We start from the raw sequence: 16,929 nt of genomic DNA, 5'->3' as shown, positions 1-16,929 counted from the left end.
TCCTTAAATGATGCCGGCGCCGCGCAGCTTGGCGCGGGTGGCCTGGTCGATACCGAGTTCGTCGAGCACTTCCTCGGTGTGCTGGCCAAGTGTTGGGCCGCCGTTACCGAGCCGCCCGGGCGTGGCGCTGAGTTTGGGTAGCACGCCGGGCACCTTCAGCGGCTCGCCGCTTTCGCGGGTATAGGTCTGAATCATCTCGCGGGCGATGTAGTGCGGATCAAACGCGATGTCCTGGGCGGTGTAGGGGTAGCCGGCGGGCACGCGGGCATCGTCCAGCGCTTGGAGAATCGCATCGCGCGGCCGCTGCTCGGTCCAGGCCTCAATGGCGGCATCGATCATGGCGGCTTCCCGGCTGCGCCCGTCGTTATGGGCAAGCGCCGGGTCCTCGGCCAGATCAGGGCGGCCGATCACGCCCATCAGGCGTTTGAAGATGCTGTCGCCGTTGCCGGCAATCAGCACGTACTCGCCGCCTTCGCAGCGGTAGGCATTCGAGGGCGTGATGCCGGGCAGGGCGCTGCCGCTTGGCTCGCGGACCTGGCCACTGGCGTCGAATTCCGGCAGCAGGCTCTCCATCATCGCAAAGACCGACTCATAAAGCGCCACGTCGATCTCCTGGCCCAGGCCGCTCTTCTGGCGCTCCTGAAGCGCGAGCAGCGTGCCGATCACCGCGTAGAGCGCCGAGAGCGAATCGCCGATACTCACGCCCACGCGCACCGATGGCTCACCGGGCTGGCCGGTCAGGTAGCGAAGCCCGCCCATCGCTTCGCCGATCACGCCGAAGCCCGGCTTGTCGCGGTAGGGACCGGTCTGGCCGTAGCCGGAGATATGCACCATGATCAGGCCCGGGTTGAGCGTTGATAGCGTCTCCCAGCCCAGATTCCAGCCATCCAGCGTGCCCGGGCGGAAGTTCTCGACCACCACGTCCGCCTCCTGGGCGAGCTTTCGAACGAGTGCCTGCCCCTCTTCGCTTCTAAGGTCCAGCGCCACTGAGCGCTTGTTGCGCGTCTGTACGTGCCACCAGAGCGAGGTGCCTTCTTCCATCATTCGCCATTTGCGAAGCGGGTCGCCTGTCCCGGGCGGCTCGATCTTGATGATATCGGCGCCGAATTCGCCCAGTAACTTGGTGGCGAAAGGCCCCGCGATCAGCTGACCAAGTTCCAACACCTTGATGCCTTTTAGCGGTAGTTCACGAGTCGTTGTAGTCACCGACGGCCTCTCTCTATGACGATTATAGGAGTATCCTTACCTTCAGCATGCTCAAGGGATGCGCGTTCGACAATTAGGCAATCGATAAGCAGGACTTCGTGAACGACGAAAGGGTGCGTTAGCATGAATATTCGTTTTCAGGAGACAGCCATGCGCCGGTTCGACTTCACGACATTGAAGCTTTTCATTTCCGTCGCGGATGAAGGCCGCCTGACCGCCGCGGCCGAACGCGAGCATCTGGCGCTGGCGGCGGTGAGCAAGCGCATGAGCGACCTGGAGGTGCTCGTGGGTACCACGCTTTTATATCGCAAGCCGCGCGGCGTGGAGCTAACGCCTGCCGGCCACGCTTTTTTGCATCACGCCCGCCAGATTCTGGATAACCTCGAGCGGCTGCAAGCGGAGCTGGACGAGTACAGCGAAGGCGTCAAGGGGCACGTACGTATCCACTCCAACACCTCCGCGATCATCGCATTTCTCCCACAGGATCTGAGTGCGTTTTGCACGCGCTATCCGGATATCAAAATCGACCTGCAGGAGCGGGTAAGCAGCGAAATCATCACGGCGGTACGCGATGGGCTCACCGATGTCGGCGTGTTCGCCGGCCACGTCGCCGCACCGGATCTCGAGTGCAAGCCTTATCGTCAGGATCGGCTCATGCTGGTCATGGCTGCCGACCATCCGCTGGCACAGCGTGAGCACATCACCTTTTTTGATGCGCTCGATTTCGATTTCATCGGCCTACAGCAGGATACCTCCCTTCACTCCCTGCTCCTCGAGCAGGCGCAGCGAACGGGCGGCGCGCTGCGCATGCGTATTCAGGTGCGAAGCTTCGATGCCATTTGCCGAATGATTCACCACGGCATGGGGATCGGTATTCTGCCCGAGCAGACGATCTATCGGGATTTGCGAGACCTTCGGCTAACAAGCATTCCATTGGCCGAGCCCTGGGCGCAGCGTGAGCTGGTGATCGGCATGCGTCGCTACGCAACGCTTTCGGCCACCGCCCGACATCTGGTTGATCATCTCACTCGAAAAGTGCCTGCTGACGCCGCAACGTGAGTCTCGCCGCATGCTTCTTTAGTCGTATAGCCTTTGAGGTACCCCTATCAATGACCCGTCCTGACAGCGTTTAAAGCCATCGTATTTGACGAAGTCTGCCTTCACGAACGTCGATTTGAGCCCTGACACCCCTTGTTTCAAGATCGAGCCAACACACAGGCTGCCCCAGGGTGTGCAGCGCCTAATAACGACAACCGTAGAGAGTCACGACAATGCGGAAATCACTACTGGCCACGCTGGCAGGTGTTGGCATGTTGACGGCGGCGCCGTTCGTACTGGCCGACACGATCGAAATCCAGGTCAACAACACCATGAGCGAGGGCGGCTCGGAAAGCGCCGCCGTCGAACGCTTCGCTGAGTACCTGGAGGAGCAGGCACCCGGACGTTTCGACGTTCGCCCATTCCTCGCAGGCTCGCTTGGTGGCGAGGATTCGGTGCTGGAGCTTCTCAATCTGGGGCAGACCCAGATCTCGCTGACCGGTGGCAACTGGCGCCAGCAGTACGCGCCGGAATATGACGCTATCACCGTGCCGTTTCTGTTCACCACGTGGGATCAGGTCGACCGCTATCTCGACAGCCCCTCGGGCCAAACCATGGTGGAGCAGGCCGAACAGCGCGGCGGGCTCAAGTTCCTGGGGCTTCAGCACCGTGGCCCGCGCCACATGACGGCCAACAAGGAAATCCATACGCCCGAGGACCTGGAAGGCTTTCGTTTGCGTCTCCCGTCACTGCCGATCTGGCTGACGGTATGGGAGGAGATCGGTGCGCAGGTGGTGAACGTGCCCGCGCCGGAAATCTATCTGGCGATGCAGACCGGTCAGGTGGACGGACACGAAAACTCGCTCTCCTCACCCTATACCCGGCGCCTGTGGGAGGTGCAGGACTACCTCATCATGACCAGCCACGTGCAGTTCCCCTGGAGCTGGGTGGCGAGCGCGCGCTGGTGGAATGGTTTGAGCGAAGAGGATCAGACGCTGATCAGCGAGGCCGTGGACGTGGCGCGCGAGTACGGTAACGAGCAAGAGCGCGAACTCGACGACTACTACCTCGACGCGCTTCAGGAAGAGGGCATGACGGTCATCGAGCCCGATGTCGAAGCATTCCGCGAAGCGGCCATGCCCGCCATCGACGAGGTGCTATCCGAGATGGCCGAAGGCGTTCGTGACGATGCCGTCAACGCCAGCGCCGTCCCGGCCGAATGATTGACCGGCGGCGCTCGCGCGAGCGCCGCCTCTTTTAGCCGCCCCTTGTTATAAACGAAGGAGTGAATTCGTGGATGAAACATTGCCGCCTGCGGGCGGCGTTGATCGTTTTGCCTTTGGCGTATTACGCCTTGTCACCCGTGTGTGCGACGCCCTGGGGGTTGCCATCCTGGTGGGCATACTGGGGCTTGTCGTCACCGCGGTGCTGGCGCGGGACTTTCTGAACTGGGGAATGCCCTGGAGCGAGGAAGTCGTGTCGCTGATGGCCATTTACGCCGTTGGTTTAGGGTCGATCTCGGCCTGGGTGCGAAGCGATCATCTGGTCGTCGATCTTTTCAGCCACCGCCTGAATGGGCTGGGCCGCCAGGTGCAGTACCGGTTCATCGCGCTGGTATCGCTTGGCTTTTTTGCCCTCGCGGGCTGGGGCGCTTGGGTCATGACAAAGGCCAGTGCCTACAATAATACCGTCTCGCTCGGCATCAGCTTCACCTATCTCTATTACGCGCTGTTGCTAAGTTTTGCCTGTATGGCGGTGATCGCGCTTTGGCAGGTGCTTCGCGGCCCAGTTAGCTGGCGTATCGAGACCGCTCACGAGGAGCACGCCCCATGACCGAATTGGCTATTTTCGTTGGCGGGCTGCTGGGGCTGATGATGATCGGCCTACCCGTGGTGGTCGCCATTGGCGTGACCTCCTTTATCGCGCTGGCGGTGACCGGCGCCGGCGGCTTGCCGGTGGAGCTTCTATCGCTTCGCATGGTGCAAACGCTCAACAATTTCACGCTGCTGGCCATACCGCTGTTCATTCTGGCAGCCAACATCATGAACCTGGGCTCGACCACGACGCGAATTTTCGATTTCGCCACCGCGCTGGTGGGCTTCACTCGCGGCGGGCTTGGCCACGCCAACGTGGTGGCGAGCTCCATTTTCGCCACCATGTCCGGCACCGCCGTCGCCGATGCCGCGGGACTTGGCAGCATCGAAATCAAGGCGATGAAAGAGCGCGGCTACGCGCTCGATTACACCACCGGGATCACCGCGACCTCGAGCGTGGTCGGCCCTATCCTTCCGCCGAGTATCGCGCTGGTGGTGTACGGCTGGCTTGCCAACGTCAGCATCGGCGGGCTGTTCATGGCGGGGCTGCTGCCCGGTATTCTGATGGCCGCGCTGCTGATGGGCATGACCGTGTTTCTCGGCGCGACCGGACGGGTCAAGATGCCCGAGCCGACCCCGTTCGACGGCGGCGAAGTGCTGCGCACCGGCAAGCGGGCGATGTTACCCCTGTTGATGCCGGCCATCATCGTCGGCGGTATCTGGGGCGGCTTCTTCACGCCTACCGAAGCCGGCGCCATCGCCTCGCTCTACGCCATCGTCCTCGGCGGCGTGATCTATCGCGACCTGACGCTGAAGAGTCTGTATGACGCCTTTCGCCGCACGCTGATGTTCAGCGCGGTGATTCTGCTGATCATTGCGGTGTCGAGCTTCTACGGCTGGATTCTGGTGCGCATGGGCATCCCCCAAGCGTTGGCGGGCCAGGTTGCGAGCCTCGACATGCCCACCTTCGCGCTGTTGATCTGCTTTGCGCTGTTCTTTCTGTTGATCGGCTGCTTCATGTCGGTGATCGAAAGCATTCTGATCTTTACCCCGATCGTAGTGCCCGCCGCGCTGACCGCCGGCCTCGACCCGATCCACTTCGGCATCGTCATGGTCATTACGCTCTCGATCGGCGTCATCACGCCACCTTTCGGCACGGTGCTGTTCATGATGGTCAGCATCACCAAACTGCGCTACGGCCAGGTGGTCAAGGCGGTCCTGCCGTTTCTGATTCCGGTGATACTTGCGATTTTGCTGTTGATCGCCATTCCGGGGCTCGCGACCTGGCTTCCGGAGGTGATGGGGTACTAAAAGGCCTCACTCTCATTTTTGAATGAGGTAAGTAAAACGCCGGCTCCCAAGCCGGCGTTTTGCTAACCCCGGTTGACATGACCACCCCGGCCCATGTGCCAACCGTAAACAAAACAATTCTCATTATTCCTGGTTTGGAACAGGCTTTAGCCTACGGTTTTTGTTGCAAGATCATGACGTGAAAGGACTTTAAGATAAGTGGTGCCAACCTGGTACGCCCGCTGCAATGAGTGGGCCGAGAGCGCAACGTCAGGATGACGAGTCACTCTCGTGTCGACTCAGTAAACGTGTCAACCGGGCATTTCATCTTTTGCCCACGTTTTAAAGCAGCAAAGCGAAACCACCAGGAGGTACGATCATGAAGAAGGAATCTCTAAAAAAGCTGGGTATCCTCGGCGTCTCTTTCGGGCTGATGGCAAGCCCAATGGCCTTTGCCGGTATGGAAGAAGAGACCACCACGCCACAGGAGCCAACGCCGCACGAAGACTCGATGCAGGAGGGGCAGGGCACCTACCAGAGTGATGAAACGGATCAACAGCCGGGTGTGACGACCGAGTACGAAGAGGAAGAGCAGGAATTTACTTACGAGGAAGAAGAGGAGGAGCAGGAGGAGTGGGAAACCGATACGGATACCGACACCGACATGGAGTCCGACAGCAACTGGTAACCCGTTCCTGATAAAGGAGACACTGCTTCTGGCTCACGGATGAGCCACGAAACGCCCCGCCGATTGCGGGGCGTTTTGCGTTTAAAGGGCCTCGCTACCCCTGATTTGAGCGTTGGGCTAAGGTTAACGTTCTCCACTACGGCTTGAGCGCTTTCAAGCCGCCGACAGGGATGTACGTTACGTGCCGAGTTTTAACGAAGTGCCGGTATTGCCTCGGATCGAGGGGCGGGTCGAGGCGATCGATCTGGCCCGCGGTATCGCGATTGGACTGATGATTTTGAGCCACACCGTCAGCGGGCTGGTGGGGATCCCCAACGTGCCCGAGTGGGGTATAGTGCCGGTGCATCTGCTCACCAAATTTTCCTCGTCGCTGTTCATTACGGTGTTCGGTATCGCGTTGGCGGTGGCGTTTCTGCCGCGCACACAAAACGAGGATTGGCCCCAGCGGCGGCTGAAGCTCTGGCTGCGTGGCCTCGAGGTGTGGTTCTGGTACAAGGCGCTGACCATCGTCGAAATGCTGCCCTTCTACGCCCCCGCCGACATCCTCACCACGCTTTTGTACGGCAACTTCGCCATCTGGGTGGAGATCCTCGGCTTCTACGCCATCGCACTCGTCTGGGTGCCGCTGATCCTGCCGCTATGGGCGAAGGCACCGCTGTGGTCGCGGCTAGCTGCGATTATAGGGTTTACGGCGCTCTCTGCCTGGCTGCAGGAGTTCGATTTCGGCGGCCACGCCATTTTGAAGGCGCTGCTGGTCGATCATCCCGACTACTACGCCTGGGGGCAGCTAAGCCGCGCGCCGCTCATTTTCATCGGGCTTTTGATTGGCGAAGCGGCGCTTCGCTGTCACGGCGAGCAGGGCGCGCAGCGCCGGCTGGTGCTAGCGTTGATCGCGCTCGGCGCGGTGATGGTCGGTGCTTTTTACGCGCTATCCGCAGCCCAGGGCGACGTGTACGCGGCCATGACGGCGGTGGCGAATAACGTCGGCAAGCATCCTCCAGGGCTTGCCTTCATGCTGTTCAGCGTCGGCGGGGCCTTCATCATTCTGGGCCTGGCATTGGCCGGCGGGCGCACCGCCGCCCGGGCACTTTTGCCGCTGACGCTGGTCGGAAGCGACGCGCTCAAGGCGTTCATTTTTCATATCGTGATGATCTTTCTGGTGCTGCGCTTTCTGCTGGGCTTGAACGACACCATCACGTACCCCCAGGCGCTGGGCGCCGGGGGGCTTTTGATTCTTGGGGCGGCGCTCTGGATCTGGCTTACCCGCTGGATGGCCGCGCACCGCTAAACGCTGCGCGGTTCAGGTCGGCCTGAGCATGACGACACAGTAGTAACGACACAGAAGCAACAATACAGAGGAAACGCTTTGCGAGGGTTGATACGCACGCTCAAGTCCGGGCTTTTGCTGGTGGCGCTTTCAATCGCGCTGCCGGCCCAGGCCGACTGGTATTTTGAAGTCGATAAACAAAGCGCCTGGCAGGGGAGTTTGAGCACGCGGCTGGCCGCCATCGAGGAGGCCTTTGGTGGAGCGCTGGGCGTCTACGTTCAGAATCTACAAAGCGGCGAGGCGTTCTCCTGGCAGGCGGATACGCCGTGGTATCTGGCCTCATTGATCAAGGTGCCCGTGGCCGCCGAGGTGCTGGCCCGGCGCCAGGCAGGCGATCTGACGCTTGACCAGCGTCTGACGCTTGCCCAGAGCGATTTCGTCGACGGCGCGGGCCCGGTGATCTGGCACGACCCGGGCACGCCGATCTCGATCGCGTATCTGCTCGAACAGATGATCACCGTCAGCGACAACACCGCCACCGATATGCTGATCGACCGCGTCGAACTTGCCGCCGTCAACGCCCGGGCGGCGCAGATGGTCGCCGCCAGCGGCGGCGACCCAGGCGAGCTGGGCCCGATCACGACGCTCAAGGGGGTACGCCGGGGCGTGTACGGCGAGCTGCACCCCGAGGCGCGCTCGCTTGCCGGCACCGACTTTATCGAGCTTCGCAAACACCGCGTCAGCCAGCGCCCCGCGGCGCTGGCGCGGCGGCTGGGCGTTTCACCCCAAAGCCTTCGCCAGCCCGACTACGAAAGCGCCTTCGATGCCTACCAGCACACTGGCGAAAACACCGCGACGCTGCGCGCCTATGGCGATCTGCTCGCCTCGCTCGAAAACGCTGGGCAGGGCGACCTGGACGCCACCCAGCGCCAAGCGCTGATCGAAGTGATGACGCGCACCCGCTCAGGCCAGGCGCGCTTGACGCGTGGCCTGGGGGAGAGCATTACCTTTGCCCACAAGACCGGTACTCAGCATCACCGAAGCTGCGACGCAGGGCTTGCGTACAGCGAGGCGGCTGCGCAAACCGCGGGCCCCTGGGTGATCGTTACCTGCACCCGCGGGGGGCAGCCGCGCGCCGCCCATGAGCAGGCGCTGGCTCGCGTGGGCGAAGCGCTCAGAATCACCGGCGCGGTAGGCGCACCCTGAGCCCCCAGGTGGGCGGCGTGCGTGTTAAACTGAGGCCTCTAACTCATGGCTCACTTAAACGAACCCAATGGAGGCTTATCATGGCCAGTGCCAGCGCCCGTCATATTCTGGTAGACAGCGAAGAGCAGTGTCTCGCGCTGAAGCAAGAGATCGAAAACGGCCGCGACTTCGCGGACGTGGCAAAAGAGCACTCGAACTGCCCGTCCGGTCGTCAGGGCGGCGAGCTCGGTACCTTCGGCCCCGGCCAGATGGTCCCCGAGTTCGACAAGGTGGTCTTTAACGGCGAGCTGAACCAGGTCCACGGCCCGGTCCAGACCCAGTTTGGCTACCACCTGCTCGAAGTCACCAGCCGCAGTTAATCGGCCTGTTGCCGGCCGGCCTCAACCGCCGGCCGCTTTGGGCCGCCAGGCACCGTGGCCCGTCGCGGTGTGAGGAGCACGCCTTGAACGACCCCATCATCTCGATCGAGGGCTTGAATAAAACCTACGAAGGTGGCTTTCAAGCGCTCAAGCACGTGGATTTGTCCATCCAGCGTGGCGAAATTTTTGCGCTGCTCGGCCCGAACGGCGCGGGCAAGACCACCCTGATCAGTCTGGTATGCGGGCTGGTCAACCCAAGCGCCGGGCGCGTGAGCGTCGACGGCTTCGACAACGTCAAGCAGTACCGCCAGGCGCGCGAGCGCATCGGCCTGGTGCCCCAGGAGCTGACCAACGAGGCGTTTGAAACGGTCTGGAACACGGTGAGCTTCAGCCGCGGGCTGTTTGGCAAAGCGCCAAACCCGGCCCACATCGAAAAGGTGCTCAAGTCGCTGGCGCTATGGGACAAGCGCAATAACCGCCTGATCACGCTTTCCGGTGGCATGAAGCGCCGTGTCTTGATCGCCAAGGCGCTCTCCCACGAGCCGCGTATCCTGTTTCTCGACGAGCCCACCGCCGGCGTGGACGTGGCGCTACGCCGCGACATGTGGGAGGTGGTGCGCAAGCTTCGCGACGACGGCGTCACCATCATACTCACCACCCACTACATCGAAGAGGCCGAGGAGATGGCCGATCGCATCGGCGTGATCAACGGCGGCGAAGTGGTGCTGGTGGAAGAGAAAGCCGCGCTGATGAAAAAGCTCGGCAGCAAGCAGCTCACTCTTGAGCTACACACGCCGCTGCCGGCACTGCCGCCGCGCCTGCAGGTCGACACCCTGACGCTGAGTGGTGATGGCCGCTCGCTGGTGTATACCTACGATGGTCACCAGGAAGAGGAGGGCCGCGGCGTGTCAGCGCTTTTGAGCGTGCTCAACGAAGAGGAGATCCTGGTGAAGGATTTACATACCCGGCAGAGCTCGCTGGAGGATATTTTCGTCGATCTGGTCAAGGAGCGCTCATGAATCTCTACCCCGTCCGTTCGATCTACATGGCGGAAATGGCGCGCACCCGGCGCACGCTGTTGCAAAGCATCGTCTCGCCGGTGATCTCCACCTCGCTCTACTTCGTGGTATTTGGCGCGGCGATCGGCTCGCGCATTAGCGAGATCAACGGCGTGAGCTACGGCGCCTTTATCGTGCCCGGGTTGATCATGCTGATGCTTCTGACCCAGAGCGTGTCGAATGCCTCCTTCGGTATCTTCTTTCCCAAGTTTTCCGGCAGCATCTACGAAATTCTGTCGGCGCCCATTTCGTATCTGGAAGTGGTGGTGGGCTACGTGGGGGCGGCGGCGTCGAAGTCGATGCTGTTGGGGCTGATCATTCTCGGCACGTCGAGCTTTTTCGTGCCGTTGGAGATCGCCCACCCGTTCTGGATGCTCGCCTTTCTGGTGCTCACCGCCGTGACCTTCAGCCTGCTGGGTTTCATCATTGGTATCTGGGCGGATGGCTTCGACAAGCTGCAGATCGTGCCGCTTCTGATCATCACGCCGCTGACGTTTCTGGGCGGCAGCTTCTACTCCATCGATATGCTCCCGCCGTTTTGGCAGGCCGTGACGCTGGCCAACCCGGTGGTGTATCTGATCAGCGGCTTTCGCTGGAGCTTCTACGGCATCAGCGATGTCAGCCTCTGGGCGAGTGTCGGCATGGTCGCGCTCTTTCTCGCCGTGAGCCTGGCCATGGTGGGCTGGATTTTCCACACTGGCTACCGGCTCAAGCCTTGACCCCTTTCGATCGTTCAACCGCTTAAAAGGCTCGTTTCTCTATGCCGCTTTTGCAAAGCATCGTGCACCGTTTGGACCCTACACTTGACGGCGAACGCCTGACCGTCACCGCTGCCCCGGGGCCCGCCGACAGTAATGACGACACGATGGCCGCGTTGGTCAGCAAGCTCGCGGACACCTACAACACCAAGGCGAAGGGCTGGGGGCGGTTTGCCAGCGAAGGCGAGCAGGCCGGGCCGCTGGTGGCCTGGCTCGACGCGTATTCGAAAGGCGAGCTTGAGTTCGAAGCGCTGAGCACTCAGCTGACCGAGCGGCTGGCCCGCGAATTACAGGAAACGCTCTCGGTGGGCGGCTATCTGGTCATCGCCCATCAGCGCCAGGGCGATACCGAAACGTTTTTTTTCGCACTGTTACATCAGCGTGAAGGCATCGGCATCGGGGAGGCGCACCAGGCGGTGCCCGCCGCCCAGCTCAATACCCAGCAGCTCACCCTGGCCGCGCGGGTCAACCTGACCCAGTGGCAGCAGGGCGATGGTGCGGGCAGCCAGCAGTACGTTTCGTTTTTGAAAGACCGCGGCGCGAAGAAGCTGGCCGACGGTGTGGCGGCGGTGCTCGGCATGGAGGAGGGCATCGATGCCCCGGCGGAGACCCGCACGCTGCTCAAGGCGTTCAGCGACTACGTGGAAAGCGAAGACCTCGACGAGGAGGCCAGTCGCGAAAAGACCGAGTCGCTGGTCGACTACGCCCACGAGCAGATGCGCCGCGGCGAGCCGATGACGCTCGAGGAGCTTTCGGGACTGGTCGACGAGCAAGCACCCAGGGCGTTCTATGAGCACATTCGCAACGCCGACTACGGCCTTTCGCCGGAGATTCCGCCGGACAAGAAAACGCTGAGCCAGTTTCGTCGCTTTACCGGCCGCGCCGGTGGCGTCTCGATCAGCTTCGACTCGCACCTTTTGGGTTCGAGCATCGAGTACGACGAAGGCCAGGACCGGCTGATCATCAAGCAGGTGCCCAGGCAGCTCAAGGAGCAGCTCGCCAAGCGCAAGGAGTGACCTTTCTGCGCGGCGGCGAGTCAGTAGATAGACGTGTGAGATGATCATGGACGCGGCAAGCGTTTAAAAGGAGAGGGCCATGCTGGAGGCAATTCGAGACTTTTTTCACGACGCGCTGGCCGCACCGGAAGGGCGCGAGAACCATCACCTGACGCTGGAACTCGCCACGGCGGCGCTTCTGTGCGAAGTGATGCGCGCCGACTACGAGCAAACCCCGGAGGAGCAGGCGGCGCTCAAGCAGATGCTGATGACGCGCTATCGATTGGATGACGCGCGGGTAAGCGAGCTGATGGCGCTGGCCGAAGCGGAGGTCGATGAGGCGGTCGACCACTACCAGTTCGTCAGCCTCATCAAGGAGCACTACGACTACGCCCAGCGCTTCGAGCTGGTAGCGCTGATGTGGCAGCTGGCCTGGGCGGACGGCAGCGTCGACGCGCTCGAGGAGCACTGCATTCGCCGCCTGGCGGATCTTCTGCATGTCAGCCACCGCGATTTCATTCGCGCCAAGCTCGACGTCCAGGAGCAGCGCCCACCCCATGCGTGATGACAACGATGCGTCCAGCCTGACCGAGCTTTTGGATGCGCTGGATCAAATGGAAAACGAGAAGACTCGCGTCAGCGTCGAGGACATTGTCGACGCCGTGGGGCGGCGCTCTTTCGGGCCGATGCTGCTGGTGGCGGGGCTGGTCGTGCTGGCACCGGTCGTCGGCGATATCCCCGGGGTGCCCACCCTGATGGCCGCACTGGTGCTGCTGACCTCGAGCCAGCTGCTGTTTGGGCGCCGCTTTTTTTGGCTTCCGCGCTGGCTTTTGAACCGATCGGTGTCGCGCAAGGGGTTCGACAAGGCGCTCAGATGGATGCGCAAGCCCGGGCGCTGGGTCGACGGGCTGATGGGCGTGCGTTTGGCGTGGATGAGCGGCTATCTAGGCATGCGCGCAACGGCGCTGGCCTGCGTGCTGATCGCGCTGGCCATGCCGCCCATGGAGTTTGTTCCCTTTTCCGCCAATGGCGCGGGCCTGGCGCTGACGCTTTATGGACTGGGGCTGGTCGCCAGGGACGGGCTGGTGCTGGCACTGGGGTTTCTAATCACCGGCGCCACGTTTACCGCGATTCTCGTTTATTTTCTATAGCGTGACGTGATCCTGCACCGTGCAGGCGTTTGATCGATCACTCAAGGAGAATGCATGTCAGAGTCACAACCACCACCGCCTAAAACGCCAGACGAGCAGTCCAGCTGGGAGCGGCGTATCGAAACCGTGCTATGGCGATCACGCTTTCTGGTGTTACTGGCGGTCGTGCCGAGCCTGCTGGGATCCATTGCGTTGTTCGTTGTTGGCACGCTGGATATCGTCAGCGTTGTACTCGATGTGGTCCGCTACTATCTGCTGGATAGCAGCCAGAACATTCATGATACGCTGGTGCCTGACATCATCATTGCGGTGGACATCTACCTGATCGCCATCGTGCTGCTGATTTTTAGCCTGGGGATCTATCGACTTTTCGTGTCACGCATCGATCAGGCTGAAGCGCGCTATCCCCGTCACCCCTTCAACGTTGCCTCGCTCGATCAACTCAAGGACAAGATCACCCGGGTGGTGATCCTGGCCGTCATCATCGAGTTCTTTCGCGCCGTGGTGGATATTCGCTTCACGACGCCGCTCGAGGCCATTTATCTAGCGCTTTCAGTGCTGGCGCTGGCCGCTACGCTCTACCTGATGAGCCAGTCGCACAAAAAAGAGTGAATGAAAGAGCAACGCGCCGCGTGACCCAGCGAGCATTAGCGTGGCGCTTGTAACAAGCGGGCTACCAGCCGATTCAGCTGCTGCTGAAACTGCCCACCGGGGGACGGCGGGTTGGGGTTGGAGGTGATCGCCACCGTCATCGCGCGCTCCGGGATCACGAACAGTGCCTGGCCGCCATAGCCGCGCCCGTAGTAGACCGGCGTGTCGCCGAAAGTGGTCACGAACCAGCCAAGCCCATAGCCATCCCCCGTCCAGGGCGACCGGCCCCGCGGCGTCCAGGACGCCTCCACATAGCCTTCCGGTAGTAGTCGCTCGCCATCGACTACGCCATCCAGCCGGTACAGCTCACCGATCTCGACCAGCGCGCGCGGTGAGAGCTGCATGTCGTTGCCGCCAAAAAAAACGCCTTGCGGGTCCTGCAGCCAGCGGGGAAGGGTGATGTGAAGAGGCTCAGCCAACAGGCGCTGGGCAAGCTGGTAGGTGGATTCACCGCTGCCGTAAGTAAGTGCGGCGGAGACCAGGTGGCTCGAGCCGGTGGAGTAGAGCATGCGCCCGCCGGGCTCGTCCACGAAGGGGCGAGAAAGGGCGTTTTCCACCCAGTTGGGGCTCGCGACCCAGCCGCTGTAGTTCTCGCCGGAGGTACGCTCGAGCCCCGCCTGCATGGAAAGCAGGTTCTCGAGGGTGATGTCGCTCACGCGCGGGTCCAGCCCCATTGGGACGCGCTCACCCAGTAGTTCGACCAACCGCTGGTCGAGGGAGTCGATTACGCCGGCTTCAATCGCCGCACCGGTAATGGCCGCCAGCACCGTCTTGGAGAGCGACTTCACGTTGACCGGCGTGCTCGTCCCCGGCCCACCCTGATGAAATTCATGTACCCGATGCCCGTCCACCGCCACCACGACCGTATGCAGCCGGTCGAGCGCACTGGCCTGCTCATCGAGCGCCTTGAAGGCCGCGTCGGAGGGCGTTTGGGCCAGCGCCCCTTCGCTCAAGAGCGCTAACCCCAGCACGAGCATCACCGCCCGAGAGAACATTCGCACGCGCATGGGCTTTCCTTTTTGCAATACCAACGAGGCTTTTAAAAAGCGTAGAGCGTGCGGCGGTTGCGCGCACGTAAATTACGCAAACCGCCCGAAAGCCTGCTAGGATGAGAATGTTGCCTCGATGGGTAAGCAACCCTTTGATTTTCCTAAAACGCAAAAAAGCAAGGAGCGCCGCAATGCGTAACATCATCTATATCGTGGGTCTGGTCGTCGTCGTGCTGTTCATTCTTTCGATGCTTGGCCTGCGCTAATCAAGGCGCCGTGCCAAACACAAACGCCCGCAAATGCGGGCGTTTTTACGTTCGAGCGGAGCCTTTTGCGCTAGGCGCAGTCCGCCGCGCCCTGACCGAACAGGTCGAACATGATGTCCCGGCCCAGCGCCGTTAGCACGAAACGCCCTTCCTGATTGGTCATTCCCGCCGCGTTTGATTCAAGCATTTCACGACACGCCGCCCAGCCCGCATCCTGCTCATCGAGCGCCGCGATCTCGCGCTTTGCCAACCCGCAGCCGGGCAGCGTCACGGTTTCCAACACATGACCGTTCACGTACAAAAGCTCTGCCAGTGTGAATAGGCACTGACGCAGCCGAGACGCATCTACGGCGGCAGGGGCGCCGGGGGTGTCACCTTCGCAGGGCATTGAATGCTCCATCGTTTAACGAACAACGTTTCCCTAGTGTAATGGAGCTGACCTATTTAGACCAAGGTCTAAGTTTTTGGCGTGTTCAACGCTTGGGTTCGGTACGTATTGCGCCCTGCGGTTATTTCCTCTTGGGTGGCTCTTTTAACCGAAAAAGTCGTAAAGATTACAGAAAATAACCGTTTACTAAGTTAAAAGTGGGATAAAGGCTAAAGACACTGCGCGATTTGCCGATAATCAATGCATTGACACAGGCAAATTTCAGCTCGCCTAAAGAGCAGGCGATCACATTTAAAGGGGCAGCAATCGATGGCTTCCATATCTTCACTGGGCATTGGCTCGGGGCTCGATTTAAACGGGCTATTGGATCAGCTTCAAACCGCCGAGCGCGCCAAACTTCAGCCCATTGCCGAGCAGGTTCAATCTGCCAACACGACCGTCTCTGCCTATGGAGCGCTCAAAAGCGCGGTTTCCACGTTCCAGGATGCCACCCAGGCGTTGAACGATACGTCGTCGTTTGAAAGCCTCACCACCAATGTCGAGGGCGACGGTGTTATCGCCATTGCGTCCAGCGAAGCACAGGCGGGCCGGTACGACGTAGAGGTGGATCAACTGGCAACTGCTGGTAGCCTCGTGACAGAGCGTTTGGATAGCGCTGATGAAAGTGTTGTCAGCGGTGAGCAGACGCTCAGCTTCGCACTGACTGAAGGCAGTATGCCCGAGATCACGATCGCCGATGGCAGTTCGCTTGAAGACATTCGAGACGCCATCAACGATCAAGGCGGCGGTCAGGTGACTGCCTCTATCATCAATGACGGGCAAGGGTATCGGCTCTCGGTCATGTCGAGCGAGACCGGCGCTGATGCCAGTATCGAAAGTACCAATTTCTCGACCATTCTATCCGGTGATGTCACCACCTCGGACACTCAGGTCGTGCAAAAGGGACAGAACGCGGCGTTCAACGTCAACGGTATCGATATCGTCAGTGCCTCCAACCAGGTCGAGGGCGCCATTCAAGGAATGACCTTGACGCTCACGGAGGCCGGTACTTCGAGTACCATCAAGGTCGAGCAGGATAATGAAGCACTGCGTGAGAACGTGAATACCTTTGTGGAAAGCTTCAACACGCTCAAGAGCACCTTGAATACCTTGACCAACTTCGATGTGGAAACGGGCCAGTCGGGAGGCTTGAACGCTGATGCGACTACACGAGCCGTCGAGCGCGAGCTCCGTCAGGCTATTAGCGGTATGACCGGCGGTGACGGCTTCAACGTACTGTCCGACGTCGGCATTTCATTGCAAACCGACGGTACGCTAAAGGTCGATGACGAAAAGCTGGATAACGTCATTGCCACCCAGCCGGACAGGCTGGCCCAATTTTTCGCAGGGAGCAGCGAAGGAGGCGGCATGGCCGGACAAATCAATACGTCTCTTGAGCGCCTGGTAGGCGATGGCGGCCGCCTTGATACGGCCAAAGAAAATGCAGAAAGCCGCGTCGAGTCGCTACAGGAGCGCTATAGCCGAACCGAAGAGCGCATCGGGCAAACCGTCGAGCGTTATCGTGTTCAGTTTCAAGCAATGGATAGCATGGTGGCGCAAATGAATCAGACGGGTGCCTATCTCGAACAGCAGTTGGGAATGCTGGCCCAAACCAACCAGAGCTAGGCCCAGCTCTCACGGACAGGAAATGCCCAGCTACAACGCTGGGCTTTTTTTAGAGGTATCTTTTGAAGGTGCCTAAAGTTCGTTATCACCCCGCCGATAAACAAGGTAATCAACCCATACTCTTTGCTACTTATTACTCG

General features: G+C 60.8%; 18 protein-coding genes. 15 read left to right on the top strand and 3 right to left on the bottom strand.

Translation table 11 applies throughout. From position 1 onward, the window contains the following. Positions 1–3: 3 nt before the first annotated feature. Complete coding sequence (locus tag RN346_RS14650) at positions 4–1,206, bottom strand: CoA transferase (protein WP_311961539.1); 1,203 nt, start codon at positions 1,204–1,206, stop codon at positions 4–6. A gap of 150 nt (positions 1,207–1,356) precedes the next feature. Between RN346_RS14650 and RN346_RS14645 the strand changes: the two genes are divergently transcribed. The 14 genes from RN346_RS14645 to RN346_RS14580 all read left to right on the top strand — a co-directional run bounded on the left by RN346_RS14645 (position 1,357) and on the right by RN346_RS14580 (position 13,442). Next, positions 1,357–2,265, top strand: coding sequence for a LysR family transcriptional regulator (locus tag RN346_RS14645; protein WP_263587280.1), 909 nt, complete (start codon positions 1,357–1,359; stop codon positions 2,263–2,265). 212 nt (positions 2,266–2,477) lie between these two features. Next, on the top strand, positions 2,478–3,467 hold the full coding sequence (locus RN346_RS14640; RefSeq protein WP_311958741.1) for a TRAP transporter substrate-binding protein: 990 nt from the start codon (positions 2,478–2,480) through the stop codon (positions 3,465–3,467). 70 nt (positions 3,468–3,537) lie between these two features. After that, positions 3,538–4,077, top strand: a complete 540-nt coding sequence (locus RN346_RS14635) for a TRAP transporter small permease subunit (protein WP_311961538.1) — start codon at positions 3,538–3,540, stop codon at positions 4,075–4,077. Beyond that, entirely contained in the window at positions 4,074–5,369 is a 1,296-nt protein-coding gene (locus RN346_RS14630; protein WP_311961537.1) for a TRAP transporter large permease, read from the top strand. The genes RN346_RS14635 and RN346_RS14630 overlap by 4 nt, the downstream gene beginning before the upstream one ends. 358 nt (positions 5,370–5,727) lie before the next feature. Beyond that, complete coding sequence (locus tag RN346_RS14625; protein WP_409335771.1) at positions 5,728–6,036, top strand: hypothetical protein; 309 nt, start codon at positions 5,728–5,730, stop codon at positions 6,034–6,036. Between the two features lie 181 nt (positions 6,037–6,217). Further along, positions 6,218–7,324, top strand: a complete 1,107-nt coding sequence (locus tag RN346_RS14620) for an acyltransferase family protein (protein ID WP_311961536.1) — start codon at positions 6,218–6,220, stop codon at positions 7,322–7,324. A gap of 78 nt (positions 7,325–7,402) precedes the next feature. Continuing rightward, a complete protein-coding gene (locus tag RN346_RS14615; protein ID WP_311961535.1) occupies positions 7,403–8,509 on the top strand; it encodes a serine hydrolase in 1,107 nt (368 codons plus the stop codon). 80 nt (positions 8,510–8,589) lie between these two features. Beyond that, a complete protein-coding gene (locus RN346_RS14610; RefSeq protein WP_252106155.1) occupies positions 8,590–8,868 on the top strand; it encodes a peptidylprolyl isomerase in 279 nt (92 codons plus the stop codon). An 83-nt stretch (positions 8,869–8,951) separates the two neighbouring features. Then, entirely contained in the window at positions 8,952–9,887 is a 936-nt protein-coding gene (locus RN346_RS14605; protein WP_263586095.1) for an ABC transporter ATP-binding protein, read from the top strand. Then, complete coding sequence (locus tag RN346_RS14600; protein ID WP_263586096.1) at positions 9,884–10,645, top strand: ABC transporter permease; 762 nt, start codon at positions 9,884–9,886, stop codon at positions 10,643–10,645. Before RN346_RS14605 ends, RN346_RS14600 begins: the two co-directional genes overlap by 4 nt. Before the next feature lie 41 nt (positions 10,646–10,686). Next, the gene (locus RN346_RS14595) at positions 10,687–11,700 is read left to right on the top strand and encodes a nucleoid-associated protein (protein WP_263586097.1); all 1,014 of its coding nucleotides are present in this window, start codon (positions 10,687–10,689) and stop codon (positions 11,698–11,700) included. A gap of 79 nt (positions 11,701–11,779) precedes the next feature. Beyond that, positions 11,780–12,244, top strand: a complete 465-nt coding sequence (locus RN346_RS14590) for a TerB family tellurite resistance protein (RefSeq protein ID WP_311961534.1) — start codon at positions 11,780–11,782, stop codon at positions 12,242–12,244. After that, a complete protein-coding gene (locus RN346_RS14585; protein WP_311961533.1) occupies positions 12,237–12,830 on the top strand; it encodes an exopolysaccharide biosynthesis protein in 594 nt (197 codons plus the stop codon). Before RN346_RS14590 ends, RN346_RS14585 begins: the two co-directional genes overlap by 8 nt. A gap of 54 nt (positions 12,831–12,884) precedes the next feature. After that, the gene (locus RN346_RS14580; RefSeq protein ID WP_311958687.1) at positions 12,885–13,442 is read left to right on the top strand and encodes a YqhA family protein; all 558 of its coding nucleotides are present in this window, start codon (positions 12,885–12,887) and stop codon (positions 13,440–13,442) included. Between the two features lie 35 nt (positions 13,443–13,477). Here the strand turns inward: RN346_RS14580 and RN346_RS14575 are convergent, their stop codons facing one another. Beyond that, positions 13,478–14,488: a serine hydrolase gene (locus RN346_RS14575; RefSeq protein WP_311961532.1), complete on the bottom strand. Its 1,011-nt coding sequence runs from the start codon at positions 14,486–14,488 to the stop codon at positions 13,478–13,480. 318 nt (positions 14,489–14,806) lie between these two features. After that, a complete protein-coding gene (locus tag RN346_RS14570; RefSeq protein WP_311961531.1) occupies positions 14,807–15,124 on the bottom strand; it encodes a hypothetical protein in 318 nt (105 codons plus the stop codon). 363 nt (positions 15,125–15,487) lie between these two features. On the opposite strand from RN346_RS14570, the gene fliD reads away from it, so the two are divergent. Then, positions 15,488–16,789, top strand: coding sequence for a flagellar filament capping protein FliD (gene fliD / locus RN346_RS14565; RefSeq protein WP_311961530.1), 1,302 nt, complete (start codon positions 15,488–15,490; stop codon positions 16,787–16,789). The last annotated feature ends 140 nt before the right edge of the window (positions 16,790–16,929 follow it).

It is taken from the genome of Halomonas sp. PAMB 3232, from assembly GCF_031954225.1.
Taxonomy (GTDB): Bacteria; Pseudomonadota; Gammaproteobacteria; order Pseudomonadales; family Halomonadaceae; genus Vreelandella.
Note: the sequence above shows the minus strand (reverse complement) of the source record. Positions and strands in the feature narration are given on the sequence as shown.

Bases quoted from the DNA above. Each gene is read 5' to 3' on its own strand.
- RN346_RS14645 (WP_263587280.1), top strand. From the start codon at position 1,357: ATGCGCCGGTTCGACTTCACGACATTGAAGCTTTTCATTTCCGTCGCG.
- RN346_RS14595 (WP_263586097.1), top strand. From the start codon at position 10,687: ATGCCGCTTTTGCAAAGCATCGTGCACCGTTTGGACCCTACACTTGAC.
- RN346_RS14570 (WP_311961531.1), bottom strand. From the start codon at position 15,124: ATGCCCTGCGAAGGTGACACCCCCGGCGCCCCTGCCGCCGTAGATGCG.
- RN346_RS14575 (WP_311961532.1), bottom strand. From the start codon at position 14,488: ATGCGCGTGCGAATGTTCTCTCGGGCGGTGATGCTCGTGCTGGGGTTA.
- RN346_RS14585 (WP_311961533.1), top strand. From the start codon at position 12,237: ATGCGTGATGACAACGATGCGTCCAGCCTGACCGAGCTTTTGGATGCG.
- RN346_RS14580 (WP_311958687.1), top strand. From the start codon at position 12,885: ATGTCAGAGTCACAACCACCACCGCCTAAAACGCCAGACGAGCAGTCC.
- RN346_RS14640 (WP_311958741.1), top strand. From the start codon at position 2,478: ATGCGGAAATCACTACTGGCCACGCTGGCAGGTGTTGGCATGTTGACG.
- RN346_RS14600 (WP_263586096.1), top strand. From the start codon at position 9,884: ATGAATCTCTACCCCGTCCGTTCGATCTACATGGCGGAAATGGCGCGC.
- RN346_RS14610 (WP_252106155.1), top strand. From the start codon at position 8,590: ATGGCCAGTGCCAGCGCCCGTCATATTCTGGTAGACAGCGAAGAGCAG.
- RN346_RS14630 (WP_311961537.1), top strand. From the start codon at position 4,074: ATGACCGAATTGGCTATTTTCGTTGGCGGGCTGCTGGGGCTGATGATG.
- RN346_RS14590 (WP_311961534.1), top strand. From the start codon at position 11,780: ATGCTGGAGGCAATTCGAGACTTTTTTCACGACGCGCTGGCCGCACCG.
- RN346_RS14625 (WP_409335771.1), top strand. From the start codon at position 5,728: ATGAAGAAGGAATCTCTAAAAAAGCTGGGTATCCTCGGCGTCTCTTTC.